Raw genomic sequence first — 26,718 nt, 5'->3', positions numbered from 1 at the left:
ACGAACCGCTACGGGACCGGGTTCCGCGCGTCGTACGCCAGGAAGCCGGACTGCCGGCGGGCCACGAGCCAGGCCACCACCGCGCACAGCACGCCGCCCGCGAGCAGTACCCAGCCCTCACTGAGCAGCTTAGTCGCGCCGCCCGCCAGCATGTCCCCGACCCGGGGCCCGCCCGCGACGACCACCACGAAGACCCCCTGCAGCCGGCCGCGCAGGTGGTCCGGGGTGGCCGACTGCAGGATCGTGGTGCGGAAGACTGCGCTGACAGAGTCGGCGATGCCGGCGAGCGCGCAGCACACGGCGGCCGGCACCAGCCACAGGGTCACACCGCCGGCACCGGACCGCCCGGCGAGCACGACAACCAGGCCCAGCCCCGCAATCGAGGCGCCCCAGCCCATAACGGACCAGACCACCGCGGCGCCTTGGGCACGGACCGCGCCGAGGGGCCCGGAAAAGAGTCCGGCCAGGAAAGCGCCCACGGCGGTCGAGGCGAGGAGCAGACCGACCGTCGCCTCGCCGCCGCCGATCATCACCGCGCCGATGGCAGGCAGCAGGGCCCGCGGCTGGGCCAGGATCATGGCCACCAGGTCGACGACGAAGGTCATGCGCAGATTGGGCCGCGTGCCGAGGAAACGGAAGCCCTCGACGACGGAGCGCAGGCCCACCCGGTGCGAGGCCTGCCCCGGCGGCATCGCCGGGAGCTTGAGCAGGGCCCAGACGACAAAGGCGAAGCTGGCCACGTCGACCGTATAGGTCCAGGCGAAGCCGACCGTGGCAACCAGCACGCCGGCCAGCAGCGGACCGGCGGTCATGGTCAGGCCGAAGATCATCATGCTCAGGGCATTCGCCGCCGGCAGGAGCTCCTTGCGCACGAGCACCGGGATGATGGCGCTGCGGGCCGGTTGGTTGATGGCCTGTGCACCGCTCTGCACGGCGACCAGGAGGTACAGCAGCCACACATTTCCCAGCTGCAGCCAGGCCTGCAGCGCCAGCGCGCCGGTGGTCAGCCAGAGCACCGCGGAGGCGAGGAGTGCGACCTTGCGGCGGTCGTGAGCGTCTGCGATGGATCCGCCGAGGAGGCCGCCAAAGACCAGCGGGACCAGGGCGAAAATGCTCAGCAGGCCCACGTAGAGGCTGTCCTGGGTGAGCCGGTAGACCTCGAGGCTGACGGCCACCAGGGTGAGTTGGCTGCCGAGCGCCGAGGCGGCGGATCCCAGCCACAGGCGGCGGAACGCCGGGCTCTCGCGCAACGGCGTGATGTCCGCCAAGAATTTCCCCACCCGGCAACTCTAGTGGGACACAAAAGCGAAATAAGCCGAACCTTATTGTGAGCTGCTAAAAATAAGTGTTTGAATGGGGCCATGACGGATACCGCGGGCAGCAGCGAGGCATGGGCTGCCGCCCTGCGCGCCCACGGACGCCGGGTGACCAAACAGCGGCTGGCCGTGCTGGCCGCCGTCGCACGCCATCCGCATTCGCCAGCGGAGGGCATCCTTGCCGCCGCCCGCGAGGAACTGCCGGACCTGACGGCACAATCCGTCTACGTGGTCCTCGGCGACCTGACCGAGATGCAGATGCTGCGCCGGTTCGAACCTCCCCACTCCCCCGCGCTGTATGAGACCCGGGTGGGCGACAACCACCACCACGCGGTCTGCATCAGCTGCGGCCGCGTCGAGGACGTCGAATGCGCCGTCGGCCACGCGCCCTGCCTGACGCCGCACTGGGACGCCGGCTCCAGGCCCATGACCATCCAGATCGCGGACGTCCTGTACCAGGGCATCTGCGAGGACTGCCAGCGCACCCAAAAACTTCCCGCCGACCGTAACTAAGTTAGAAACAGAAATAGGAGAACGATGACTCAGAACATCTCTGCGCCCGCAGTGTCCACGACACAGTCCGGAGCCCCCGTCACGTCCGATGCCCACTCGCAGTCCGTCGGTGCCGACGGCGCGATCATCCTCACCGATCACTACCTGATCGAGAAGCTGGCCCAGTTCAACCGCGAGCGCGTGCCGGAGCGCGTCGTGCACGCCAAGGGCGGCGGCGCGTTCGGTACCTTCAAGACCACGGGCGACGTGTCCCAGTACACCAAGGCCGCGCTGTTCCAGCCGGGCACCGAGACGGACATGCTCATCCGCTTCTCCTCCGTGGCCGGCGAAAACGGCTCCCCCGACACCTGGCGTGACCCCCGCGGCTTCGCCGTGAAGTTCTACACCACCGAGGGCAACTACGACCTGGTCGGCAACAACACCCCGGTGTTCTTCATCCGCGACGGCATCAAGTTCCCGGACTTCATCCACTCGCAGAAGCGCCTCCCGGGCACCCACCTGCGCGACGCCGACATGCAGTGGGACTTCTGGACCCTTTCCCCCGAGTCCGCGCACCAGGTCACCTGGCTCATGGGCGACCGCGGCCTGCCGGCCTCATGGCGCGAAATGCAGGGCTACGGCTCGCACACCTACCAGTGGATCAACGCCGCGGGCGAGCGCTTCTGGGTCAAGTACCACTTCAAGTCCAACCAGGGCGTCAAGTCCCTGACGGGCGATGAGGCCGAGTCGCTGGCCGGCTCGGATGCGGACTTCTACATCCGCGACCTGCAGGAGAACATTGCCGCGGGCAACTTCCCGTCCTGGGACCTGCACGTGCAGGTCATGCCCTACGAGGACGCCAAGACCTACCGCTTCAACCCGTTCGACCTCACCAAGGTGTGGCCGCACAGCGACTACCCGCTGGTCAAGGTCGGCACCATGGAGCTGAACAAGAACCCGGAGAACTACTTCGCGCAGATCGAGCAGGCCACCTTCGCGCCGTCGAACTTCGTGCCGGGCATCGCCGCGTCCCCGGACAAGATGCTGCAGGCCCGCATCTTCTCGTATGCCGACGCACACCGTTACCGCGTGGGCACCAACCACGCCCAGCTGCCGGTCAACCTGCCCAAGAGCCAGGTCAACAACTACAGCCAGGACGGCCAGGGGCGCTACCACTTCAACGCGCCCTCGGTTCCGGTGTACGCCCCGAGCTCCGTCGGCGGCCCGGCTGCCGTGGAACCGCAGAGCCCGGCCGGCGGCTGGGAGAACGACGGCGAGCTGACGCTCTCCGCGCACTCCCTGCACGCTGAGGACGGCGACTTCGGCCAGGCCGGCACGCTGTACCGCGAGGTGTTCGACGACGGCGCCAAGGCCCGCCTGCTGGATACCATCACCGGCGCCGTCGGCGGCGTGAAGAGCCCGGCCATCAAGGAACGCGCCATCCAGTACTGGACCAACGTCGACGCCGAGCTCGGCGCGAAGCTGCGCGCCAACCTGGGTGCTGCGGCTGCCGGCGTTGCCACCTCCGACGCCGAGGCCGCCAACAAGGTCGGCTAACTGGCTCAGCACCGAAGAACACCCCGCCGCGGTAACCCGCGGCGGGGTGTTTTCGTTTGCTTTCGGAAGGTTAGGCCGACGTCGAACTGGCGGTTGAGCCGGCTGCCGCGGGCCGGTGGCCCTTCTTGGCCAGCTGGATCTGCTCGTAGACGTGGTGGCGGAGCTCCGTGAACCGCGGCAGTGAACGGGTCTCCAACTGGTCGCGTTCGGCCGGAAGGTCGATCACGATGTCCTCCTGCACCACCGTCGGGGAGCTGGAGAGGATGATGACCCGCTCGCCCAGGTACACAGACTCGTCGATGTCGTGGGTGACGAACAGCACGGTCACGCCGAGCTTCTTCCACACCACACGGATCAGGTCCTCAAGGTCCGCGCGGGTCTGCGCGTCCACGGCCGCGAACGGTTCGTCCATCAGCAGGACCTCGGGCTGGTACGCGATGGCGCGGGCGATCGCCACGCGCTGCTGCATGCCGCCGGAGAGCTGCCAGGGGTAGGAGCGCGGCACGTGCGCCAGGCCCACTGCCTCGAGAGCCTCGTCGACCAGCCGGTCACGTTCGGCCTTGGGCACGCCCTGGTTCTTCAGCGGCAGCTCCACGTTGTCCCGGACGCGCATCCAGGGGAACAACGACCGGCCGTACTCCTGGAACACCACGGCCATCTTCTTCGGCGGCCCGGACACCCGCTTGCCGTCGAGGAGCACTTCACCCTCGGTGGGCGCCATCAGGCCCGATATGCACTTGAGCAGGGTGGTCTTGCCGGAACCCGAGGGGCCAACGAGGCAGGCCAGTTCCCCGGCGCGGAGATCGAAGGTGAGGTTCCGCACCGCCTCGATGTCGCCGCCGTCGGTCTGGTAGACCTTCTTCAAGCCGCGGACCGAAAGCATCGCTTCCTGGGCCGCCGGGGCTGCACTAGGCTGCATTTTCTACCTCTTTCTGGCCGTGGTACCAGCGCAGGATGTTCCGCTCGGCCCACTGGAAGATGAATGACATGGCCACGCCCAGCAGTCCGAGCACCACGATGCCGGACCACATTTCCGGGATGGCGAAGGAGCGCTGGAACTGGACAATGGTGAAGCCCAGCCCGGAGGACGAGGCGAACATTTCGGAGATGACCATCAGGATCAGCCCCAGGGACAGCGACTGGCGCACGCCGGCGAGAATCTGCGGGCTGGCCGAGGGCAGCACCAGGTAGCGGACCCGGGCCCAGCCGTCGATGCCGTAGGTGTGCGCCGAATCCGAGAGGACCCCGTCGACGGCACGGACACCTTCAATGGTGTTCAGCAGGACCGGCCAGACACAGCCGGAGATGATGACCGCGATCTTCATGGAGTCGGTGATGCCCATCAGCAGGATCAGCACCGGGACCAGGACCGGCGGCGGGATGGCGCGGAAGAACTCCAGCACCGGCTCCATCAGGGCCCGCAGCCACCGGACCGACCCGATCAGCACACCGCCGACGACGCCGATCGCGATCGCCGCGACGACGCCGACCAGGAGCCTGCCGATGCTGGGCAGCACGTCCGTCAGGAAGCGGGGGCCGAACCACACCTGGCCGAACTTGCTGACCAGGGCGGCGGGCGTAGGGACAAAGAAGTTGACCGAGCCCAGCGTGGCGGCCCACCAGGCCAGGACCAGCAGGACGGGCAGCGCCAGCACATAGCCCGCGGTTTTCAGTGCTTTCATACGATCGCCTCGGAACGGACGGAGGAGTGCCAGGACAGGGTCTTCTTTTCGATGAACCGCATCAGGGCGTTGATCAGGACGCCGATCAGGCCCGTCGCGAGTACCAGGGCGTACATGCCGGAGATGGCGCCGCCGGACTGTGCGAGGGCGATTTCACGGCCGAGGCCGGGCGAGCCGATTACCAGCTCGGCCGTGATGGCCAGCACCAGCGCCACCGTGGCGGCGAGCCGGACGCCCGTCATTAGGTACGGCAGGGCGGTGGGGAACACGACGTAATGGATCCGTGCCATCGCGCCTAGCCCGTAGGTCTTGGCGGTGTTGTTGGCGACCATGTCGACGTCGGCCACACCGTAGAGGACCTGGATCAGCACCTGCCAGAAGGCGGCGTAGGTGATCAGCATGAGGGACGACTCAATCTTCACGCCGAAGAGCAGCACGGCCAGCGGAATCAGCGCCACGGACGGGATGGGGCGCAGGAATTCGATGGTGGAGTTGGTGGCCTTGCGCAGGAAGGTGCTGGAGCCGATGATGAAGCCGGCCAGCACGGCGAGGGCCACCGCGATGAGGAGTCCGAGGAACCATGCCTTCATGGTTTCGCCGACCGAGACCCAGAAAGCGGTCAGGCTGACGTCGCGGACCAGGGCCGCCATGACCTCGCTGGCCGGCGGCAGGTACCGTTCGTCGATGATGCCCAGCCGGGGAATGAGTTCCCAGGTGGCCAGGAATCCCAGGATCCCGGCGAGGCCGAGCAGCTGTTTTACCGGCAGTTTGCGGGACTGCCGCCGGTCCCGCCCCGCGATGGGGGCGGAACCGCCGGCGAGTGGAGCAGTTTGGCTCACGGAAGGAGGTCGCCCGCGCTCGGGGCCTTGGACAGCGTGCCGTACCGGGCGGCGGCGTCGCCGAGCGTCTTGAAGGCGTCCTTGTTGAACTCCACGCGGTAGCGCGGCAGGATCATCTTGGCCCGGGTGGCTTCGTCGATCTTGGTGTAGGTGCCCACGATGTCGCGGACATCTTGCGGGTGCGCCTGGGCGTATTCGAGGGACTTGTTCATGGCCCGGGTGAACTTCTGTGTCAGGTCGGCCTTGCCCTTGATGGTGTCCGCCTTGGTGAAGTAGCCGGCAATGTCCAGCTCGGGGCTCATGTCCGCGAAGTTCGAGGAGATGATCTTGCCGCCGTCGGCCACCGCCTTGGACAGGAAGGGCTCCAGGATCCAGGCCGCGTCCACCTGCTTGTTGGTCAGCGCCGCGGGGGCATCCGGGAAGGCCACCTCAACGAACTTCACGTCCGCGGCGCTGCCGCCGTCCTTTTCGATGACGGACTTGATGGTGGTGTCACCGATGTTGGAGAGGTTGTTCACCGAGACGGTCTTGCCTGCCAGGTCCTTCGGGGACTGGATGCTGGAACCGGCGGGGACGACGACGCCGCCGATGTCCTTGCCCTTCTGCCCTGTGGTCGAGGCGCCGTTGGCGACGAACTTCAGGTCGAGGCCCTTGTCCTTGGCCACCATGACGGAGATCAGGTTGGAGAAGGCGAAGTCGAAACTGCCGCTGACCACACCGGGCACGATCGCCGCGCCGCCGGTGGCCGTCTGGATGTCCAGCTGGAGTCCTTCGTCCTTGAAGAAGCCCTGCTTGTTGCCCAGGTAGATGGGGGCGCAGTCGACGATCGGGATCACACCGACGCTCACCTTGGTCAACTCGCCGCCGCCCGAGGCGCCACCGGATGCGGTGCCACCGCCCGTGGAACTCGGCGATCCGCTGCTGCAGGCCGAGAGTGCGAGGACCGATGCGGCCGCCAGCACGGTGATAATACGACGTTTCATGTTCACTCCTGTGTGCGCATTGGCGTGGGAGTGACTAGCCCCCAAGCCCCTGTGTTCGCTTTTCGAACAATCGTTCAAAAATAAGTCTTGCCCAAGGCTACTGTGAGGTCAACCACATTGGGCGCATTGTTACACCTCTGAGACGACGGCGGAAGGGGCTGCGCACGGATGACAAACGCGGGGCCACCTGAGGCCCATCCGGACTGGCCGGACGGGCCGAAGGTGACCCCGCGCTGGATTTCCGCGGTGCGGCTAGGAGCGGGTAAGCGACTCCGCGTTTTCGGACTGGTCCGCGTCGGCGTTGGTCTCGGCGTTGTCGCCGTCGTTCGTGTGCGCGGCCGGCATGCCGGCGGTCTTGACGCCGGGGCGGTTGACAGCTGCCCTGGCCTCAGCGAACTTCTCGTTGAGGCGGGAGTGGCGCTGGCCGTAGGCGAAGTAGATCGCAATGCCGATGACCAGCCAGATGGCGAAGAAGATCCAGGTCTCCACGGCCAGGTTGGTCATCAGGTACAGGCACAGGACGGCCGACACGACCGGCAGCACCTTCCCGAACGGCACACGGAATGACGGCTTGAGGTCGGGGCGCTTCTTGCGCAGCACCAGGATGCCGAGGCTGACCATCACGAACGCGGAGAGCGTGCCGATGTTGATCATTTCCTCCAGCAGGTCCACGTTGGTCAGCCCGGCCACGAGCGCCACGGCGGTGCCGCAGATGATCTGCAGGCGGGCCGGCGTCGCGCGGATGGTGCCGGTCTTGGACAGCGAGCGCGGCAGCAGGCCGTCGCGGCTCATCGCCATGACCACGCGGGAGAGGCCCATCAGCAGGACCATAATCACCGTGGTCAGACCCACGAGCGAGCCGAAGGCGATCACCTTGGCGGCATCGGTGTTGCCGACGGCCTCGAAAGCGGTGGTCAGCGTGGGGTTCTTTGCCTCGGCCAGCTTGGTGTAGGAAACCATGCCGGTCAGCGCGAGCGAGACCAGGATGTAGAGCACGGTGACGATCGCGAGGCCGCCGAAGATGCCGCGGGGCAGGGTCTTCTGCGGGTTCTTGACCTCCTCGGCGGACGTGGCGACGACGTCGAAGCCGATGAAGGCGAAGAAGACCAGGGCGGCGCCGGCGAAGATGCCCAGCGTGCCGTACTGCGCGGGGGCCGCGCCGGTGAGGAAGCCGAAGAAGGACTGCTTGAGCACGTCCGTGGCGCCGGTGCCGCCGGTGGGCTCGGAGGCCGGGACGAACGGGGCGTAGTTCTCAAACTTCACGTAGCTGAAGCCAACCACGATCACGAAGAGCACGACCGCGATCTTGATCAGCGTGAAGACGTTGCCGACGCGGGCCGAGAGCTTGGTCCCCAGGACCAGCAGGACGGTGAAGACGGCGACGATCAGGAAGGCGCCCCAGAAGAGGTCGACGCCTGCCACGGAGATCGACGGCGGAATGTCCAATCCCATCAGCGCGAAGACCTTGCTGAGGTAGATGCCCCAGTACTTGGCGATCACGGCGGCCGCGGTGAACAGCTCGAGGATGAGGTTCCAGCCGATAATCCAGGCGAGCACCTCGCCCATGGTGGCGTAGGTGAAGACATAGGCGGAGCCTGCCACCGGAATGGCCGTGGCGAATTCGGCGTAGCACATGATGGCGAGGGCGCAGGTGACGGCGGCGATCGCGAAGGAGATGGTGACGGCGGGGCCGGCGAAGTTTGCGGCAGCCTTGGCTCCGACCGAGAAGATTCCGGCGCCGACGGCAACGGCGACGCCCATGATCATCAGGTCCCAGGTGCTGAGCGAGCGCTTCAGCTTGCGTCCGGGCTCATCGGCGTCGGCAATCGACTGCTCAATGGATTTGGTCCGGAAAAGGTTCATAGCAAAGTCCAAAATCTCGGTAGCTGGTTGGAAACAGACCTATTAAGCGTAGTGTCCATCCACTGGACGGCCGCTTTCATCCCACATTGTGAGACGCAAAAGAGCGCGAACGTACACTTGGGGCCCCTCCCGCGGGGCCCCAAGTGTATGTTCGCGCTCAGATGTCAGCGGTTCAGACCGGCCAGTCCATCAGTGTCGAGCGGATCAGGAATCGCTTCCCCTCGGGCGCTTCGACCGAGAAGCCGCTTCCCCGGCCGGATACGACGTCGACCGTCAGGTGCGTGTGGCTCCAGTAGTTGAACTGCTCCCGCGACATCCAAAACTCCAGCGGCTGCGGCTCCAGGCCGTCTGAAATATCGAACAGCCCCAGCAGCACGTCAGAGTCGCCGGTGAGGAATTCCCCCGCCGGGTAGCACATGGGCGAGGACCCGTCGCAGCAGCCGCCGGACTGGTGGAACATCAGGGGCCCGTGCTGGAGCCAGAGTTTGCGCAGCAGCTGCACGGCCTCGGGGGTAAGGGCCACGCGGGAGAAGTCTTCGCCGGCCATCGTCACGGCGGCGTCGAGCCTGGTCTGGGTCATCGGGGCTTCTCCTGGCAGGGGTGGGGTCGGATGGCGCCGGAGGTCCCGGCGCCGGAGGTCCCGGCGCCGGGACCAGGGCGGGGCGGACCGGAGGGTCCGCCCCGCCGCGTCGGCCTAGAAGAAGCCGAGCTTGTTCTCGTTGTAGCTGACCAGCAGGTTCTTGGTCTGCTGGTAGTGGTCCAACATCATGGCGTGGTTCTCGCGGCCGATACCGGAGGACTTGTACCCGCCGAACGCGGCACCGGCCGGGTAGGCGTGGTAGTTGTTGACCCACACCCGACCGGCCTGGATCTCGCGGCCGGCGCGGTAGGCGACGTTGCCGTTGCGGGACCAGACGCCGGCACCGAGGCCGTAGAGGGTGTCGTTCGCGATGCCCATGGCGTCGCTGTAGTCGCTGAAGCGGGTCACCGACACCACCGGGCCGAAGATCTCCTCCTGGAAGATCCGCATCTTGTTGTGGCCCTCGAAGATGGTGGGCTGGACGTAGTAGCCGCCGGCGAGGTCACCGGACAGCTCCGCGCGGGCGCCGCCGGTGAGTGCCTTGGCACCCTCCTGCTTTCCGATGTCGATGTAGGACAGGATCTTCTCGAGCTGGTCGTTGGAGGCCTGGGCGCCGAGCTGGGTGTCGGTGTCCAGCGGGTTGCCCTGAATGATCTTCTGGGTGCGGGCCAGCGCGTCGGCCATGAAGGAGTCGTAAATACCCTCCTGGACCAGGGCGCGGGACGGGCAGGTGCAGACTTCGCCCTGGTTGAAAGCGAAGAGAGTGAAGCCTTCGAGGGCCTTGTCGTAGAAGGCGTCATTGCTGTCGGCGACGTCGTTGAAGAAGATGTTGGGGCTCTTGCCGCCGAGTTCCAGGGTGACCGGGATAAGGTTCTGGGACGCGTACTGGCTGATCAGGCGGCCGGTGGTGGTCTCGCCGGTGAAGGCGATCTTGCGGATCCGCGGGCTGGAGGCCAGCGGCTTGCCGGCCTCCACGCCGAAGCCGTTGACGACGTTGATGACGCCCGCCGGCAGCAGATCGCTGATCAGTTCCATCAGCACCAGGATCGAGGACGGGGTCTGCTCGGCCGGCTTGAGGACGACGGCGTTTCCGGCGGCGAGCGCGGGGGCCAGCTTCCAGACGGCCATCAGGATCGGGAAGTTCCAGGGGATGATCTGGCCGACGACGCCGAGCGGCTCGTGGTAGTGGTAGGCGGTGGTGTCGTCGTCGAGCTGGGACAGCCGGCCCTCCTGGGCGCGGACGGCCGATGCGAAGTAGCGGAAGTGGTCCGCGGCGAGCGGAATGTCGGCGTTGAGGGTCTCACGGATCGGCTTGCCGTTGTCCCAGGACTCGGCGACGGCGAGCATCTCAGTGTTCTCGTCGATCCGGTCGGCGATCTTGTTCAGGATGGCGGCGCGCTCGGCGACGGAGGTCTTGCCCCAGGACGGTGCGACCTTGTGTGCGGCGTCCAGCGCGAGTTCAATGTCCTCGGCGGTGCCGCGGGCGACCTCGCAAAACGCCTTGCCGGTCACCGGGGTGATGTTCTCGAAGTACTGGCCCTTGACCGGGGCAACCCACTCCCCGCCGATCCAGTTCTCGTACCGGTCCTTGAAGGTGACCTTCGAGCCCTCGGTACCGGGCTGTGCGTAGACAGTCATTGCTAGCTCCTTTGCTGTGCAAGATGGTGGCGGAGGCGGCCAGGATTCCTGCGGCCGCCGCTGGCATCAGCTTAGGAGCGCGGAGGTTGCAAGCAGGTTGCAACCATGTGAGCCGGATCACGCCCGTTCCGTGGCGCCCGGCAGCGGACGGGCTCAGGCGCTCAGCTCCGCTTCCAGCCGTTCCAGGTCCGCGACGACGGCGGCCCGCTTTGGCGAGCGCGGCGGCAGCAGCTTCAGCGCCGCGGTGCGGACCCCGACGTCGTCCCGCGCTTCCGGCAGCTCCGCGTACTTCAGCAGCGACTCGGCGCTGCCGTCGGTCAGGACGGCCTCGCGCAGCAGGGCGGAGACGCGGTTGCGGAGTTCGCTGATCCCCGGCGCCTCGGAGCGCGGCAGGACCGCGCCGCGGTAGATTTCCAGGGCGATCCGGTGCGCGCCGCGCTGCAGGCAACTGAGGACCTGGCCGGAGTCCGGCATGAGGTCCACGGGCAGCCGGTAGGGCCGGGACTCCGGGACGGCGTCGGGATTGAGCTGTTGCAGGACCTTGCGCAGGCGCACCATTTCGGCGCGCAGTGTCATGGTGGAGCCGCCGCCCGGGTAGAGCAGCGCGCTCAGTTCCTCCGCGCTCAACCCCTCCGGGTGCGTGCTGAGCAGGGCGAGGATTTCGCTGTGCCGGGCCGAAAGCGTGACGGTGCGGCCGCCGAGGCTCAGCACGGCGTGATCGCGGCCGAGCAGCTGCAGGCTGTTGCGGTAGAGGCTGCCGGACGCCCAGGAACGCGTTCCAGCGGTGCGCACCTGGCCGCCGGGCGCGGCGGCTGACGCAGTGACGGACGCGGCAGCTGCTGCCCGGCGCCGGGCCGGGGCCGTCTGTCGGGCGGCGGCCAGCTGGAGCCGTTCGACCCGCAGGTGCGCCTGCGCGGCGGCCACCGTCGCCTCGACGAGGGACAGGGTATGAGGCGCGACGGCGGATTCGGTGCCGGTGATGTCCACGACACCCAGCAGGGCGCCGGAATCCGGATCGTGGAACGGGACGGCGGTGCAGCTCCAGGGGTGCACCGAACGCTTGTAGTGTTCGGCGCCGGCGATCTGGATGCCGCGGCCCAGCGCGAGCGCGGTGCCGGGCGCGCTGGTGCCCACGGTGGCCTCGGACCAGTCGGCGCCGGGGACGAACATCATGCCCTCGGCGCGGCGCTGCATGGCGGGGTCCCCTTCGACCCACAGCAGCCGTCCCACCTCGTCCCCCACGGCCACCAGCATGCCGCTGTCGTGGCTGGGCAGGACCAGGAGTTTGTGGATGACGGGCATGATCGCGGCCAGCGGGTGCTGCCGGCGGTATTCCTCGAGCTCCTCGCGGTCCATGGCCAGCGGCGCTTCGGGGTTGTCCGGATTCGCGTGCAATTGGGCGGAACGCTGCCAGGACTCCCGGATCAGGCTGCGCAGCCCGGGTAGCTGCTCGGCCCCGGGGGCCAGTGACCCAAGCTGCTCGTGCCCCGCACGGGCGTAGTGCTGGCGAAGCTCAGGGCTCATGCCGGAGCCGCGCGGGACGGCCTGCTGGACCGGATTCCTCATTGAACTCCCACCTGGCTGGCACCGTCGTCGGTGCGCGGCGGCGTACTGAAAGCCGCCACGTCCGGCCAAGTCTAGTTCCGGGCGGCGCGTTTGGAAACGCATCTCGTTCCGCCGAGGCGGGCTACGATTTGCTGGGACTTCCGGGTTTCCCGGTCGAGCCGCGGAAAGGCTAGCCGCGGGAAATCTTGACCATCTCTTCGCGGGGCACAACCTTGATGCGTTCACGCACGACGCCGTCGGCCTGATCGGAGGCGGACCATTCCGCGCCGAGGGCCAGTTCGTGGGCATCGAGCTTGTTCCAGCCCTCCCACGTGGTGTATTCGATGCCGCGCTCTTCGAGCAGGTCGATGATGGCCTGCGGATCGGGGTTCTGCGCCGGCGGGAGGGTCAGGCGGTCCTCGAGCAGGAAGCCGATGGTCTCCAGCGCGTCGCCCTTCGTGTGGCCAATCAGGCCGACCGGGCCGCGCTTGATCCAGCCGGTGGCGTAGATTCCCGGTACCGGATTGCCCTCGGCGTCGAGCACCCGGCCGCCCTCGTTGGGGATGACGCCGCGACGAGCGTCGTATTCCAGCTCATCCAGAGGTGAGCCGTGGTACCCGATGGCGCGGTACACGGCCTGGACCGGGTAGTCGACAAACTCCCCCGTGCCCTTGACGTTGCCGCTACCGTCCAGCCGCATCCGCTCGAACTTGATCCCGGCCACCTTGCCGGGGTGCGCGGCGTCGTCGTGAATTTCTACCGGGTTGTGCAGGAAGTGCAGGTGAAGCCGGCGGGAGGACGGTTCCTCCGCCTCGGCATGCTCTTCGACGAGCCAATTGCCGAGGGTGTTCACCATGGTCTTGATCTGGTTGTTCGTGCGGATTGCCTCGTCGGACGCTTCGTCGAACTCGAAGTCCTCGGGGTAGAGCACGATGTCGACGTCCCGGGCGTGGCTGAGCTCCCGAAGCTCCAGCGGGGTGAATTTCACCTGGGCCGGGCCGCGGCGGCCGAAGACGTGCACGTCCGTGACCGGGGAGTCCTTGAGCGCCCGGTAGACGTTGTCCGGGATCTCCGTGACGAGCAGGTCATCGGCGTGCTTGACCAGCATCCGGGCGACGTCCAGGGCCACGTTGCCGTTGCCGATTACCGCGATTTCCTTGGCCTCGAGCGGCCAGTCGCGCGGCACATCGGGGTGGCCGTCGTACCAGGAGACAAAGTCGGCCCCGCCGAACGAGCCCTCGAGTTCGACGCCGGGAATGTCCAGGTCCGCGTCCTTGATGGCGCCCGTGGAGAAGATCACAGCGTCGTAGAACGCCCGGAAATCGTGAAGGGTGAGGTCCCGGCCGTAGGTGACGTTGCCGAGGAAGCGGATGTCCCCGCGGTCCAGCACCTTGTGCAGGGCGTTGACGATGCCCTTGATCCGCGGGTGGTCCGGGGCCACGCCGTAGCGGATGAGGCCGTAAGGCGCCGGATAGGCCTCGAAGAGGTCGATGCTGACGTCGAAGTCGCCGTCCTTGACCTCGTTGGACTTGGTCAGGATGTCCGCGGCGTAGACGCCGGCCGGCCCGGCGCCGACGATCGCAACGCGGAGGGGACGTTTGGACGAAGATTCGGCCGAGTTGGACACGGGAGCCCTTCTGAGTCTTGGCGGGTGCGCCGGCAAAATACAGCGCACAGTCCCCCATTCTAAATGTCCCCTGCGACTTCGTGGCGCCCGGCGTGACTGAAATCGCAGGCCCCGGACGCGCTTCGCCGCGCCTTGCGGCAGGAATAGGAGTACCCGGGGTGGTGTTATTGGTCTTGTGCCTATCTCCGACCGACCCACTGCCCCCGCCACCGTGACCCCGCCGGGTGCTGCGGCCCCCGCCGCTGGGGACGCCGTCGGAACCCCAGCTCTGAAGGCGGGAGAGCTTAAGGCCGTGGACAAGGACACGACGGCGGGGATCCTCTTCGGCGTCGGCGCCTACGGGCTTTGGGGGTTGATGCCCCTCTACTTCTTCCTGCTGCAACCGGCCGGCGCCGTCGAAATTGTGGCCAACCGGGTCCTCTGGTCGCTCATTTTCTGCGTCCTGCTGATCACCGCCACCCGCTCCTGGCGGGTCCTGGGCGCTGCCTTCCGGAACCGCACGCTGATCGTCCCGCTGATGATCGCCGCAGTCCTGATCGCCGTGAACTGGCTGACCTACGTCTTCGGTGTGACCACGGGTCAGGCCGTGGAAGCCTCTTTGGGCTACTTCATCAACCCGCTCGTCTCCGTACTGCTGGGCGTGGTGGTGCTGAAGGAGAAACTGCGGCCGCTGCAGTGGGCCGCCGTCGGAATCGGCTTCATTGCCGTTGGCGTCCTCACGGTTTCCTACGGCAAACTGCCATGGATCGCCCTGACCCTGGCCTTCAGTTTCGGCCTCTACGGTTTCGTCAAGAAACGCGTGGGCCCGCGGGTGGACGCCATCACCAGCCTCTCGGTGGAGACGATTGTGCTGGCACCGGTCGCGGGGGTGACCATGATCGTCCTGGCCTTGACCGGGGCCGCAACCCTGACCGGCAACGGTGCCGGGCACTTCTGGCTGCTGGCCGCTTCGGGTGTCATCACCGCCGTTCCGCTGCTGTTCTTCGGTGCCTCCGCGCGGCGGCTTCCGATGACGATGATCGGGCTGCTGCAGTACTTCGCCCCGGTGCTGCAGTTCATCGTGGCGCTGGCCGTGTTTCACGAACCCATGACGACCGACCGCTGGATCGGCTTCGGCGTTGTCTGGCTCGCCCTGCTGGTGTTGACGGCCGACATGCTGCGCACCACCCGGAAGAACGTCGTGACCCGCCGGCGGGCCCGCGCCGCCGCCTGAGTCCACCGCCCGGAGCCACCCACGGCGCGAACGTACACTTGCGGCCCCCGTTTCCCCCGCAAAACAAGGCCCCAAGTGTACGTTCGCGCCCGGGTGGCGTCAGTCCTCCGGGCTGCTGTCGATGCGCACGTAGTCGCGCGGCACCACGACCATCGGAACCGGCAGGGCGCGCAGCACCTTGTTGGCCGTGCTCCCGATGAACAGCTTGTTCTTTTCCGCCAGCCGGGACGATCCCACGATCATGATCTCCGCGTCGTCCCACTCGAGGTCGTCGATGGCCTCCTCGATCGTCCGGCCGTGCGCAACCTCCACGCTCACGTGGTGACCAGCGGGCAGCCGTTCCGCCGCGGCCTTGAGCACGGTGTTGGCGTGGACATGCGCGGCGTTGACGTTTTCGCCGCCGTCGCCCTCGACATCCAGCTCGACGAGCGAGACCAGCCGGAGCGGCACGCCGCGGCGCCCGGCGGAGGCAATCGCGACGTCGATCGCGGCCTCGGCTCCGGTGCGCTGGCCGACGGCGAGCGTCAGCCGGGTGATCGGCTCGGTGCGCCGGTAACCGCGGGGCGCCAGCGCCACCGGGACCGGGGAGGCGTGCAGCAGGGCGTTGGCCACGCTGCCGACGCTGTAGCGCTTGAACAGGCCGTTGCTCGCGGCGCCCACCACAATCAGGCCGGCGCGGTATTCCAGTGCGGCGTCGATCAGGCCCGCGGCGAAAGAGTCCGCCTGACGGACGTGGAAGCGGGCTTCGAGGCCCTCCGGGACCAGGGAAAGGCCCTGCCGTTCGGCGGTCAGGACCGCCTGCTCCGCCGCGCTGACGCGGTTCCCCTGCGGGTTCAGCGCGACGTAGGGGGTGTTCCGGTCCACGACATGGACCAGGTCCAGATGGGCGCCCTGTGCCCGGGCCATGGCCGAAGCCAGCGCGACAGCGTCGGCGCCGCGGTCGTTGGGTGTGTAGCCAACTACGTATCGCATCTAAGAACCCCTTATGGGTCTGGGGCAGAATCCAGCTTGGCTCCGGGACTCCGGGCGACGTCGGCCGGTCTGCGTTCCTGCAGTGGTAGGAACGACTCTAGCCCAGCGACGCCGGGATTAGTGCGGATTTTGCAGGTACTCCGCTCAGGCACAGAGGAGCCGCGGACCCCGGGGTCCGCGGCTCCTCTGTGCGGGTGGTGCGCTGCTAGGCGTTGGCCCGGACCGCCGCGGCCAGGACCTCGAGGCCATCGAGCAGAAGTTCGTCGCTGATGACCAGCGGCGGCAGCAGCCGGATCACGTTGCCGTAGGTGCCGCAGGTGAGGATGATGACGCCCTCCTTGAGGCAGGCTGCGGCGACGGCCTTGGTCAGCTCCGGGTTCGGCTCCTTGGAGCCGGCCTGGACAAGTTCGACGGCGAGCATCGCGCCGCGGCCCCGGACATCCCCGACCACGGGGAGCTCGGTGGCGAGTTCGCGCAGCTTGCCGAGGGCCAGTTCCTCGATGTGGCGGGCGCGGGCGTTGAGGTCGTACTGCTCCATCGAGCCGATGGCGGCCAGCGCGGCGGCACAGGCCACCGGGTTGCCGCCGTAGGTGCCGCCGAGGCCGCCCGGGTGCACGGCGTCGAGCAGCTCCGCACGGCCGGTGATAGCGGAGAGCGGCATGCCGCCGGCGATGCCCTTGGCCATGGTGATGATGTCCGGGACGACGCCTTCGTGGTTCACGGCGAACCACTCACCGGTGCGGCAGAAGCCGGACTGGACCTCGTCGGCGATGAAGACGATGCCCTTGTCCTTGGCCCACGCCGCGAGGGCCGGAAGGAAGCCCTCGGCCGGGACGATGAAGCCGCCCTCGCCCTGGATGGGTTCGATGATGATCGCGGCAACCTGCTCGCCGCCGATCTGCTTCTCGATCATGGTGATGGCGCGCTTGGCGGCCTCGGCACCGGTGATCTCCGGGTTTTCCTCGCGGTACGGGTAGCTCATCGGCATCCGGTAGACCTCGGGCGCGAACGGGCCGAAGTTGGTTTTGTACGGCATGGCCTTGGCGGTCAGCGCCATGGTGAGGTTGGTGCGGCCGTGGTAGGCGTGGTCGAAGGCGACGACGGCGTCCCGGCCGGTGGCGAGGCGGGCCACCTTGACGGCGTTTTCCACGGCTTCGGCGCCGGAGTTGAAGAGCACCGTGCGCTTCTCGTGGTCGCCCGGGGTGAGGCGGTTCAGCTGCTCGGCGACGGCAACGTAGCCCTCGTACGGGGTGACCATAAAGCAGGTGTGGGTGAAGTGCTCGACGGCTTCCTTGACGGCGCCGACGACGGCGGGGTCCGAGGCGCCGACGCTCGTCACGGCGATGCCGGAGCCGAGGTCGATAAAGGAGTTGCCGTCGACGTCGTGGATGATGCCGCCGTCGGCGTCGGCGACGTAGACCGGCACGCTGGAGGCGACACCGGAGGCGACAACGGCCCTGCGGCGCTCGGTCAGGGCGACGGACTTGGGGCCGGGGAAGTCGGCCTGCACGCGGCGCTTCTGCTCCAGGCGGTAGGTGATGTCGTTTGCTGTGGTGGTCATGGGTACGCCTTTCTAAGCGTGCGGGGTGGGCGGCGAAGCCGGTCAGTCAGTCGGGGGGCAGGCGGGGCGTTACGCGACAGCGTTATGCATCAGCGTCATGCATCGAGTGCGCTCATGACGTGCTTGATGCGGGTGTAGTCCTCGACGCCGTACATCGAGAGGTCCTTGCCGTAGCCGGACTGCTTGAAGCCGCCGTGCGGCATCTCGGCGGTGAGCAGGATGTGGGTGTTGATCCAGACGGCGCCGAAATCCAGGTCGCGGCTGACCCGCATGGCGGTGCCGTGGTCCGTGGTCCAGACGCTGGAGGCCAGCGCGTAGTCGACGTCGTTGGCCAGCTCGATCGCCTCGGCCTCGGTGCTGAACTTCTGCACCGTGATGACCGGGCCGAAGGCTTCCTTCTGCACAATCTCGTCGCTCTGCTTGGCACCGGTGACGATCGTGGGCTCGAAGAAGAAACCCTTGTCCCCTGCCTGGTGGCCACCTGTCTCGATCCTGCAGTTCTCCGGCAGCGACTCCACCAGGGCCTTGACCGTGTTGAAGTGGTTGACGTTGTTCAGCGGACCGAAGTAGTTGTCCTCATCGTTCTGCGAACCGGTGCGCAGGGTCTTGGTGTGCTCCACCATGGCGGCGAGCAGGTCATCGTAGGCGGCATCCTCGACGAGCACCCGGGCAATCGCGGTGCAGTCCTGGCCGGCGTTGAAGAAGGCGAACTCGGCGATGGCCGCGGCGCTCTTCTTGATGTCCGCGTCCTTGAACACGATCGCGGGGGCCTTGCCGCCGAGTTCCAGGTGGGCGCGCTTGAGTCCCTTGGCGGCTCCGGAGGCAACGGCGATGCCGGCCCGCACGGAACCCGTAATGGAGACCAGGCCCGGGACCTTGTGTTCGACCATGAGGGAACCGGTCTCACCGGTGCCGAGGACGACGTTGAGGACGCCGGCCGGAAGGATCTCGCCGGCGAGGCGGGCCAGGACCAGAGTGGATTCGGGCGTGGTGTCGGAGGGCTTGAGCACCACGGTGTTGCCGGCTGCGAGGGCGGGGCCGATCTTCCAGATCGCCATCAGGAACGGGTAGTTCCACGGGGCAACCTGCGCGACGACGCCGATCGGTTCGCGCCGCACGTAGGAGGTGTGGCCGTCGAGGTATTCGCCGGCGGACTTACCTTCCAGGATGCGGGCGGCGCCGGCGAAGAAGCGCAACTGGTCCGCGCCCGCTGCGACTTCCTCCGCGGCGATCAGGGAACGCACCTGGCCGGTGTTGCGGTGCTGGGCCTCGACGAGTTCGTCGCTGTTGGCTTCGACGGCGTCGGCGAGCTTGAGCAACATCAGCTGGCGCTGGCCCGGGGTGACGTGCTTCCAGGTCTTGAAGGCGTCTTTCGCGGCGGCCATGGCGGCGTCGACGTCGGCCTGCACCGAGACCGGCGACTTGGCCACGACCTCGCCGTTGGTGGGGTTGACGATGTCCAGCAGGGCGGTGCCGGCGGGGGTGACGAACTCGCCGTTGATGAAGTTCTGCAAGGTTTGAACCACGGTGTACAACCTCTTTCGAGCTGGCCTGGCGAAGGCAGGGAGAAGGGATCTGCGACTGCTCCGAGCCTATGCCAGGCGGGCAAGCCGGGGAATAGGCAGCTGCACACCGATGCCGCAGTGATTTAGTGCGGTTGACCAGCGCCCGGTTATCCTGATTCCATGGCAATTTCGCTCGCGGCCCTGCTGGGGGTTCCGTCCCTCAAGCTGACCAAATCGGGCCTCGCGGAGACCACGTGGCACCAGGACATCCACTGGGTCGCAGTGACCGAGCAGGAGGACCCGCAGCGCTTCCTCAACGGCGGCGAGCTGGTCCTCACCACCGGGATGCGGCTCCGGAGCGCGCCCGAGCAGCGCCGTTTCGTCCGCCAGGTCCAACGCGCCGGCGCGGTCGGGATCGGCTTCGGCGTCGGGCTCACCCACGAGGTGGTGCCGCCGGCCCTGGTAGCGGAGGCCAACCGCTGGGGCCTTCCGGTGGTGGAAGTGCCCTACGAAACACCCTTCATTGCGATCGGCAAGCTCGTCGCGGATGCCCAGTCCGCGGACCACTACGCCAAGCTGGAGCGCTTGATCGCCGGGCACCAGGTCCTGGCCCGCGCCCTGCTGACCGGCGGCGGCCTGGCCGAACTGCTTAAGCACCTGGGTTCCATGCTGCGCACCGAGATCGTCCTGACGCAGTTCACTGCCCAGCTCTACAACAGCGCCGCCGGCGGCCCGTCCCCCACCGCGGACGGCTGGGCGACCTACCCGATCCCGACCGGACGCCGCGATGCCTGTACCCTGTGGGTGCGGCACCCGTTCGAGGACTCCGGGATCGTCGGCTACGCGCAGAACCTGATCAGCGTCGAACTCAACAACATGGTCAAGCAGCGCCAGTCGCAGCGCGCCCTGGCCGGGCAGGTGCTGGAGGACGTCATCCACGGGACGCTGGATCCCACCGAGGCCACGCGGCGCCTGGCAGGCATCGGCGTCAACAGCACCCGCAAGAACGTGGTGCTGCTGGCGGAATCGGCCGCCCATGCCAAACAGCTGGGGAGTTGCTCGCTGCCGCAGCCGCTGGCGGCGGCGGTGTCCGCCGTCGTCGGCAAGGATTTGGTGGTGCTGGTGCACGACGACGGCAGCGGAGCCAGCGCACTGGCCCGGAGCCTCAGCGACCACCTGGCGGAGGCGGGAATCCATGCCACCATCGGCATCGGCGGGGCCTACACCAAGCCCAACGGGCTGCGCTGGAGCTACTTCGAGGCGCGCGACGCGGCGAGCCATGGCCTGCCCGTCAACGAACCGGAGCGGCTGAGCCTGACCTCATTGCTGCTGGCCAGCGAGGATGTTCCGCTGGCGGACATGGCGAATGAGTCCCTCAACCCGCTCCGGACGTTCGATGCAGCCCATGGCGCCGAACTGATGACCACGCTGGAGAGCTACCTGTCTAACAACGGCTCGGTTGCCGCCGTCGCCGAGGAGCTCACCCTGCACCGGAACACGGTCCGGTACCGGCTGGCCCAGATCACCGAGCTGACCGGCTACGACCCGGCCCAGACCGCGGACCGGGTGCAGCTGTGGCTGGCGCTGGCCGTCCAGCGGCTCAGCGCCCGCCACCCGCGCTGACGCCTCATCCCGCGTGCTTTGTCCTAGCGGGCGAGGCCCTTGAAAACGTTCTTCGGCCGCTGCATTTCGCCGTGCTTGGCGCCCAGGATGATCACCCAGCCGGCGAAGACCGGGATGGCCCACTGCAGGACCTTCAGCTGCTGCTGGGCGGAGCGGAGTTCCTCCGAAGCCCCCGGCTTGGGCTCCGTGGCGCCCTTGGCACCTTCGGCGGCCAGCTTGTCGACCTTCGCTCCCTGCAGTCCGGCGTACAGCGTGACGGCGGCACCGGCCAGGGTGACGATGGACTTGTAGACGCTCAGTCGCGTCACGCCGTCCTGCTTGGCCATCCGGCCCTTGTTCTCCCACATGATGGCGAGGCCGGAGAGGAAGTGCGCGCCGAAAGCGGCGGTCTGGTACGGGGCCCACTTTTTCCAGCCGAGGCTGGACAGCCGGGTGCGCTCGGCGGGATCCTTGGCCTCCGCCGTCGCGCCGTTCAGCCCGATGGCGCCCATCAGCGAACCGCCGAACCACGCGCCGGCGGTCAGATCGTGGATGGATCGGGCAACGAGATTACCTGCCATGGTGAGCGTCCTATCGTGTGAAGTCGAATCCGGAAACGGCGCGGCCAAATGCCAGGCCCCGCCTCGCATATAGTAAGCACACTTACCAACAAGTTGGTAGTCCCGGCTTCCCGGCGGCACTGCGGCCGCCGCAACACGTAAGCTCGTAGCCATGGAAGAAGACGGTTGAGCAAAGGACTGCCGCGCTGGACGCCGAAGCCGGACAGCCGCGCTGTCCTCGGCGACGCCGCGGATGCCGCGGAGGCCGCGTCCAACAGCAGGGTGCTCGACGTCGTCGCGCGCTGGGGATTCGCCGTGATGGCCCTGCTTCACATTGTCATCGGAGCGATCGCCGTCGCCCTGGTCCTGGGCGCAGACGGCCAGGCCGAGCCCACCGGCGCCATCGAGCAACTCGCCGACAACCCCTGGGGTCCCGCGGTGATGTGGTCGGGCTTCATCGGCTGCGTCGGGCTCGCCCTGTGGCAGCTGAGCGAGGCGACGCTGCGGGCCCGGCACCTGCCCCGCGGCGAGCGGCTCGGCAAGCTGGTTTCCTCGGGATTCCTGGCCATCGCCTACGGCAGCGTCGGCTTCACCTTCGCGGGTTTCGCCCTGGGGGTCCGCAGTGACTCGGGCGATTCCACCGCAGCCTTCAGCCAGGCCCTGATGAACCGGCCGCTGGGCGCGCCGCTGCTGATCGGCCTCGGCCTGACCGTGAGTGGGATCGGCATCTACTTTGTGGTGAAGGGCCTGGGAAAGAAATTCAAGGAGGAGTTGCGGCACTTCGAAGGGACCCACCGCGGCCACCTCGTCAGCGGCCTGGGCGTGGCCGGCCATGTCGCCAAGGGGGCGGCGCTGGTCCTGACCGGGTTGCTGTTCGTGATCGCCGCGGCCACCGACGACCCAGGCTCGTCCACCGGGCTGGACGGCAGCCTCAAGGCGCTGCAGCACCACCCGTTCGGGCCCTACCTGCTCCTGGCGATCGGCGCCGGCTTTGTCGCCTACGGCGTGTTCGCCCTGATCCGCGCGAGGTTCGGGCGGATGTAGCCCGGTCAGCGCAGCGGAACGACCGAACCCTCCTGGTAGAGGAGCGCCCGGATTTCCGACTCGGCCGAGTCCAGCCGCTGCGGATCGATGGTCTCCCCCGCTTCGAAGTGGTCCAGCAGCCGGGGATCCACGTAACTCTTCCGGGCGATCGACGGTGTGTTCCCCAGAACCGCCGCGGCATCCACCATGGCGCGGCTCACCGCGCGTTTCCGGGCCGAGATTTTCGCCTGCGGTCCGCTCCGAGCCAGGCTCACTGCCGCGGCGACGGTCCCGCGCAGGGTGCGGAAGTCCTTGGCGGTGAAGTCGCCGCCGGTGCGTTCCTTGACATAGTCGTTGATGTCGGCGCTGGTGACCGGGTGCCAGCTGCGGCCGTTCTTGTAGGCGAGCAGGCGGGCGTTGCCGCCACGGCGCTTGAGCGAGCGGACGACGTCGGCCAGGTCGGCGTCGACGATCCGGGACTCCCAGGTCTCGCCGCTCTTGGCCGGGAAGGTGAGCCGCAGCTCGTCCTTGCGCACCTTCACGTGCGCGCAGAGCAGCGTGGCCAGGCCGTGGCTGCCGTTCTCGTTGGTGTACCGCTCGGAGCCCACCCGCAGCGATCCGCTGTCCAGCATCCTGAATCCAGCCGCCAGCACGCGCTCCCGGGTGAGCCCCTCGGAGCGCAGGTCCAGTGTCACGAGCCGGCGCGCGGACGGCAGGGTCTCGGCGAGCTGAAGCGAGCGGTCGAACTTCAGCCGGTCCTTCCGCTCCCGCCAGCTGGGGTGGTAGATGTACTGGCGCCGGCCGACGGCGTCGACTCCGGTGGCCTGGATGTGGCCGTTCTCGTAGGGGGCGATCCAGACATCCGTCCAGGCGGGCGGTATCCCGATGCTTTCCAGCCGGTCCCGCACCGGGCCGGGCGGAAGGGTTGACCCGTCCAGGTCCTTGTAGCTGAAGCCGGTCCCTGCCGCGACCCGGCGGTAACCGCGGCCGGACGCGTTGCTGTGACGGAGCCTCATCGGCCGTTTCCCGGGCCGGGGGTTTGCCTGCGCTGCTCATCCATAACGGTAAGCCTACTGACTACCCGCCGGGAATGCCCCTACATCCAGCAACGCGGGGTCACTTCGCGCCCATAATCCCTCCGGGATGGGCGCGATGTGACCCCGCGTTGCAGTTTGAGGTGGGCGTTTAGACCTCCACGGCGGCGCCGCGGGAGATCTCCACCATGTCCTCGCGGGGGACCACCTTGATGCGCTCGCGCTGGACGGCGACGCCGTGCGACTCGCCGGCCGCGCTGGCCTGCTCGCCCAGGGCACGTTCATGCGCGTCCAGGGCGAGCCAGCCTTCCCAGCTGGTGTACCGCACGCCGCGGGTCTCCAGCAATTCGACGATCGCCTCCGGGGCGGGCGCCGACGCCAGGGGCAGCTTGTCGCGGTCCTCCAGCAGATAGGTCACGGTTTCGAGGGCGTCGCCCTTGGTGTGGCCGATCAGGCCGACCGGCCCGCGCTTGATCCAGCCGGTGGCGTAGATCCCCGGCACGTGGGTGCCGGCGGCATCCAGGACGCGGCCGCCGTCGTTGGGGACAACGCCCTTGCTGTGGTCGAACTCGACCTCGGGCAGCGCAGAACCGAAGTAGCCAATGGCGCGGTAGACGGCCTGGACCGGGTAGTCGACGTATTCGCCGGTGCCGCGGGCGTTGCCGGTGCCGTCCAGTTCGGTGCGCTCGAACTTGATGCCGGCGACGCGTCCGGGGGCTGCGGCGTCGCCGGTATTGTCCGCGTACACCTCCACCGGGCTGTGCAGGAAGTGCAGGTGCAGGCGGCGGGAGGCCGTGAGTTCGGAGAGGTCCTCGGGCTGCTCGGCGATCCAGTTGGTGAGCGTGCCCACCATGGTCTTGGTCTGGTTGTTGTTCTGGATCTGCCGGTCCGATTCGGCGTCGAATTCAAAGTCCTCGGGGTAGAGGATGATGTCCACGTCCTTGGAGTGGGAGAGTTCGCGCAGCTCCAGCGGGGTGAATTTCACCTGGGCCGGCCCGCGGCGGCCGAAGACGTGCACGTCCGTGACCGGAGAGTCTTTGAGCGCCCGGTAGACGTTGTCCGGGATTTCGGAGACGAGGAGGTCGTCGGCGTGCTTGGAAAGCATCCGGGCCACGTCCAGGGCCACGTTGCCGTTGCCGATCACGGCGATCTCCTTGGCCGCCAGCGGCCAGTCGCGCGGCACATCCGGGTGGCCGTCGTACCAGGAGACAAAGTCGGCGCCGCCGTAGGAGCCCTCGAGTTCGATGCCGGGGATGTTCAGGTCCGCGTCCTTGATGGCGCCGGTGGCGAAGATGACGGCGTCGTAGTGCGTGCGGAGGTCCTCCAGGGTCAGGTCCGTGCCGTAGTCCACGTTGCCGAAGAAGCGGATGTCGCCGCGATCCAGGACCTTGTGCAGGGCGTTGACGATGCCCTTGATCCGCGGGTGGTCCGGGGCCACGCCGTAGCGGATCAGTCCGTAAGGCGCCGGGTAGCGGTCGAAGAGGTCGATGCTGACCGTGAGCTCGCCGCTCTTGACGGCCTCGCTCTTGGTCAGGATGTCTGCGGCGTAGACGCCGGCGGGGCCGGAGCCGACGACGGCGACCCGCAGCGGGCGGGCGGCGGTTCCTACAGGGGTGTTCGTTGACACGGCTGTGTTCCTTTGGGTCGTTCCGGGTGGTGCGGGTGAAACTAACGGGCGGGGACGCGCGGGGCGTTCGGGGACGTGGTGCCGTAGTCCGCGGTCTTGAAGTGCGACGGCGCGAACGGGCTGACCCGGACCACGTCGCCGATCACGATCACCGCGGGATTCGCGACGGACGCGGCCTCCGCCTGGTCCGCGATGGTCCCGAGCGTTCCGATGGTCACCCGCTGGTTCGGCAAATAACCATTCTCTACGATGCCAACCGGCGTCGCCGCTGGCAAACCGGCGCGGGCCAGGGAGTCCGCGGACGCGCGCAGCTGCCCCACTCCCATGAGCAGGATCACGGTGTGGTCGGCGCGGGCCGGGACCTCGGAGAGCTCCTCGTGGCCGGTGACGACGCTGAAGCCCTTGGCCAGCCCGCGGTGCGTGACCGGGATGCCGGCCGCAGCCGGGACGGAGATCGCCGAGGTCACGCCGGGCACCACTTCGACATCGACGCCGTGCTGCCGGCAGAACTCGGCCTCCTCGCCGCCGCGGCCCAGCACGTACGGATCGCCGCCCTTGAGCCGGACCACCCGGTGGCCCGCGAGGGCCTCGTCGACGAGGATCCGGTTGATCTCGGCTTGCGGGACGGGATGGTGGCCGGGGGTCTTGCCGACCTCGATCACACGCACGTCGGGGGCCAGTTCGGCGAGCAGTTCGCGCGGGCCGAGCCGGTCGGCAACGACGACGTCGGCCTGGCCCAGGAGCCGCCGGCCACGCACGGTGATGAGCCCGGCGTCGCCCGGGCCGCCGCCCACGAGGGCGACGGTGCCGGCAGCCGCATCGGCCCGGGCCCGGCGACGGCGCAGCGGCAGGTCACCCGTCTCCAGGGCGGTGGCGAGTGCGTCGCGCAGAACCATGGCGCGGCGGGGGTCTCCCCCTGCGTTGACGGCGATTTTGATGTCGTCCACCACGGCGACGGCGGGCGTCCAGGCGGCGGAGGCTTCGTGGTCAGAGGCGTTGACGCACCAGATGCGCTGCGCCTCGGCGTCGGCCGCAACCTGGGCATCCACAGCCGGATTGCCGGTGGCGGTCTGGACGAACCAGGCGCCGTCGACGTCGGAGCCGCGGTACGGGCGGGGCTGCCAGTCGAGGAGCCCGGCGGCGGCGAGGTCGTTCAGGGCGGGGCAGGCGAGCGGGGCGACGACGGTGACGCGGGCACCGGCGTCGAGCAGTCCCTTGGCGCGGCGTGCGGCGACGGGGCCGCCGCCGACCACGAGCACGGTACGGCCGAGGAGGCGCAGCGCCGTGGGGTAAATGTCCTGAATTGCCATGCATCGACGATAGGGCGGGGGCCGAAAGGGCAACAACGGTGCGGAAACACCCGTTCACGCGGGGTAACGCTGAGTCACAAAGCCGGGGTTTCGGGGGCACGCCGGCCCACCTGTCAGCGGTCCAGGGGCACTTTGACGGCCGGAGCAGCCGATGCCGGCTCACATGACGGCGTGTCCGTGCCAATGTGC

22 protein-coding genes are annotated in these 26,718 nt (G+C 68.0%); 5 read left to right on the top strand and 17 right to left on the bottom strand.

Annotated features, from left to right (window positions below):
- Positions 1-8 precede the first annotated feature (8 nt).
- Entirely contained in the window at positions 9-1,280 is a 1,272-nt protein-coding gene (locus ACZ5Z0_RS12745; protein WP_464108760.1) for an MFS transporter, read from the bottom strand.
- An 81-nt stretch (positions 1,281-1,361) separates the two neighbouring features.
- Between ACZ5Z0_RS12745 and ACZ5Z0_RS12740 the strand changes: the two genes are divergently transcribed.
- Both ACZ5Z0_RS12740 and ACZ5Z0_RS12735 read left to right on the top strand, forming a co-directional pair.
- A complete protein-coding gene (locus ACZ5Z0_RS12740) occupies positions 1,362-1,829 on the top strand; it encodes a Fur family transcriptional regulator (RefSeq protein ID WP_464108759.1) in 468 nt (155 codons plus the stop codon).
- A 24-nt stretch (positions 1,830-1,853) separates the two neighbouring features.
- Positions 1,854-3,365, top strand: coding sequence for a catalase (locus tag ACZ5Z0_RS12735; protein WP_464108758.1), 1,512 nt, complete (start codon positions 1,854-1,856; stop codon positions 3,363-3,365).
- Between the two features lie 70 nt (positions 3,366-3,435).
- Here ACZ5Z0_RS12735 and ACZ5Z0_RS12730 read toward each other — a convergent pair whose 3' ends face one another.
- The 9 genes from ACZ5Z0_RS12730 to ACZ5Z0_RS12690 all read right to left on the bottom strand — a co-directional run bounded on the left by ACZ5Z0_RS12730 (position 3,436) and on the right by ACZ5Z0_RS12690 (position 14,122).
- Positions 3,436-4,284 (bottom strand): ABC transporter ATP-binding protein, encoded by an 849-nt coding sequence (locus ACZ5Z0_RS12730; protein WP_464108757.1) that lies wholly within the window; start codon positions 4,282-4,284, stop codon positions 3,436-3,438.
- Positions 4,274-5,047 carry an ABC transporter permease gene (locus ACZ5Z0_RS12725; protein ID WP_464108756.1) on the bottom strand — a complete coding sequence of 258 codons (774 nt, stop codon included), beginning with the start codon at positions 5,045-5,047 and terminating at the stop codon, positions 4,274-4,276. The genes ACZ5Z0_RS12730 and ACZ5Z0_RS12725 overlap by 11 nt, the downstream gene beginning before the upstream one ends.
- A complete protein-coding gene (locus ACZ5Z0_RS12720) occupies positions 5,044-5,886 on the bottom strand; it encodes an ABC transporter permease (protein ID WP_464108755.1) in 843 nt (280 codons plus the stop codon). The genes ACZ5Z0_RS12725 and ACZ5Z0_RS12720 overlap by 4 nt, the downstream gene beginning before the upstream one ends.
- Positions 5,883-6,869, bottom strand: a complete 987-nt coding sequence (locus ACZ5Z0_RS12715) for an ABC transporter substrate-binding protein (protein WP_464108754.1) — start codon at positions 6,867-6,869, stop codon at positions 5,883-5,885. Before ACZ5Z0_RS12715 ends, ACZ5Z0_RS12720 begins: the two co-directional genes overlap by 4 nt.
- Positions 6,870-7,121: 252 nt before the next feature.
- The gene (locus ACZ5Z0_RS12710; protein ID WP_464108753.1) at positions 7,122-8,732 is read right to left on the bottom strand and encodes an APC family permease; all 1,611 of its coding nucleotides are present in this window, start codon (positions 8,730-8,732) and stop codon (positions 7,122-7,124) included.
- A 172-nt stretch (positions 8,733-8,904) separates the two neighbouring features.
- A complete protein-coding gene (locus ACZ5Z0_RS12705) occupies positions 8,905-9,312 on the bottom strand; it encodes a DUF779 domain-containing protein (RefSeq protein ID WP_464108752.1) in 408 nt (135 codons plus the stop codon).
- Positions 9,313-9,426: 114 nt separating this feature from the next.
- On the bottom strand, positions 9,427-10,950 hold the full coding sequence (gene exaC, locus ACZ5Z0_RS12700; RefSeq protein WP_138768468.1) for an acetaldehyde dehydrogenase ExaC: 1,524 nt from the start codon (positions 10,948-10,950) through the stop codon (positions 9,427-9,429).
- A 153-nt stretch (positions 10,951-11,103) separates the two neighbouring features.
- The gene (locus ACZ5Z0_RS12695) at positions 11,104-12,516 is read right to left on the bottom strand and encodes a GAF domain-containing protein (RefSeq protein WP_464108751.1); all 1,413 of its coding nucleotides are present in this window, start codon (positions 12,514-12,516) and stop codon (positions 11,104-11,106) included.
- 169 nt (positions 12,517-12,685) lie between these two features.
- The gene (locus tag ACZ5Z0_RS12690) at positions 12,686-14,122 is read right to left on the bottom strand and encodes an FAD-dependent oxidoreductase (RefSeq protein ID WP_464108750.1); all 1,437 of its coding nucleotides are present in this window, start codon (positions 14,120-14,122) and stop codon (positions 12,686-12,688) included.
- 292 nt (positions 14,123-14,414) lie between these two features.
- Between ACZ5Z0_RS12690 and rarD the strand changes: the two genes are divergently transcribed.
- Positions 14,415-15,335 carry an EamA family transporter RarD gene (gene rarD, locus ACZ5Z0_RS12685; protein WP_464108749.1) on the top strand — a complete coding sequence of 307 codons (921 nt, stop codon included), beginning with the start codon at positions 14,415-14,417 and terminating at the stop codon, positions 15,333-15,335.
- A gap of 99 nt (positions 15,336-15,434) precedes the next feature.
- On the opposite strand, the gene ACZ5Z0_RS12680 is transcribed toward rarD, so the two are convergent.
- The 3 genes from ACZ5Z0_RS12680 to ACZ5Z0_RS12670 all read right to left on the bottom strand — a co-directional run bounded on the left by ACZ5Z0_RS12680 (position 15,435) and on the right by ACZ5Z0_RS12670 (position 19,394).
- Positions 15,435-16,307 (bottom strand): universal stress protein, encoded by an 873-nt coding sequence (locus tag ACZ5Z0_RS12680; RefSeq protein ID WP_464108748.1) that lies wholly within the window; start codon positions 16,305-16,307, stop codon positions 15,435-15,437.
- Between the two features lie 205 nt (positions 16,308-16,512).
- The gene (gene gabT / locus ACZ5Z0_RS12675) at positions 16,513-17,868 is read right to left on the bottom strand and encodes a 4-aminobutyrate--2-oxoglutarate transaminase (RefSeq protein WP_464108747.1); all 1,356 of its coding nucleotides are present in this window, start codon (positions 17,866-17,868) and stop codon (positions 16,513-16,515) included.
- A gap of 95 nt (positions 17,869-17,963) precedes the next feature.
- Positions 17,964-19,394 (bottom strand): aminobutyraldehyde dehydrogenase, encoded by a 1,431-nt coding sequence (locus tag ACZ5Z0_RS12670; protein WP_464108746.1) that lies wholly within the window; start codon positions 19,392-19,394, stop codon positions 17,964-17,966.
- A gap of 159 nt (positions 19,395-19,553) precedes the next feature.
- Here ACZ5Z0_RS12670 and ACZ5Z0_RS12665 point away from each other — a divergent pair, with 159 nt between their 5' ends.
- Positions 19,554-20,996, top strand: a complete 1,443-nt coding sequence (locus tag ACZ5Z0_RS12665) for a PucR family transcriptional regulator (protein WP_464108745.1) — start codon at positions 19,554-19,556, stop codon at positions 20,994-20,996.
- Between the two features lie 23 nt (positions 20,997-21,019).
- Here the strand turns inward: ACZ5Z0_RS12665 and ACZ5Z0_RS12660 are convergent, their stop codons facing one another.
- Entirely contained in the window at positions 21,020-21,556 is a 537-nt protein-coding gene (locus ACZ5Z0_RS12660; protein WP_464108744.1) for a hypothetical protein, read from the bottom strand.
- A 165-nt stretch (positions 21,557-21,721) separates the two neighbouring features.
- Here ACZ5Z0_RS12660 and ACZ5Z0_RS12655 point away from each other — a divergent pair, with 165 nt between their 5' ends.
- Positions 21,722-22,579, top strand: coding sequence for a DUF1206 domain-containing protein (locus tag ACZ5Z0_RS12655; protein ID WP_464108743.1), 858 nt, complete (start codon positions 21,722-21,724; stop codon positions 22,577-22,579).
- 5 nt (positions 22,580-22,584) lie between these two features.
- Here ACZ5Z0_RS12655 and ACZ5Z0_RS12650 read toward each other — a convergent pair whose 3' ends face one another.
- From ACZ5Z0_RS12650 to cobA, 3 genes are all read right to left on the bottom strand, one after another.
- Positions 22,585-23,574, bottom strand: a complete 990-nt coding sequence (locus ACZ5Z0_RS12650; protein ID WP_464108742.1) for a DNA topoisomerase IB — start codon at positions 23,572-23,574, stop codon at positions 22,585-22,587.
- Positions 23,575-23,743: 169 nt separating this feature from the next.
- Complete coding sequence (locus ACZ5Z0_RS12645; RefSeq protein ID WP_464108741.1) at positions 23,744-25,219, bottom strand: FAD-dependent oxidoreductase; 1,476 nt, start codon at positions 25,217-25,219, stop codon at positions 23,744-23,746.
- Between the two features lie 41 nt (positions 25,220-25,260).
- Positions 25,261-26,529, bottom strand: coding sequence for a uroporphyrinogen-III C-methyltransferase (cobA, locus tag ACZ5Z0_RS12640; protein WP_464108740.1), 1,269 nt, complete (start codon positions 26,527-26,529; stop codon positions 25,261-25,263).
- Positions 26,530-26,718: the final 189 nt, after the last annotated feature.

Source organism: Arthrobacter sp. T2-23 (assembly GCF_055398325.1).
The sequence above is the reverse complement of the archived record's forward strand: the minus strand, read 5'-3'. Positions and strand labels throughout refer to the sequence as shown.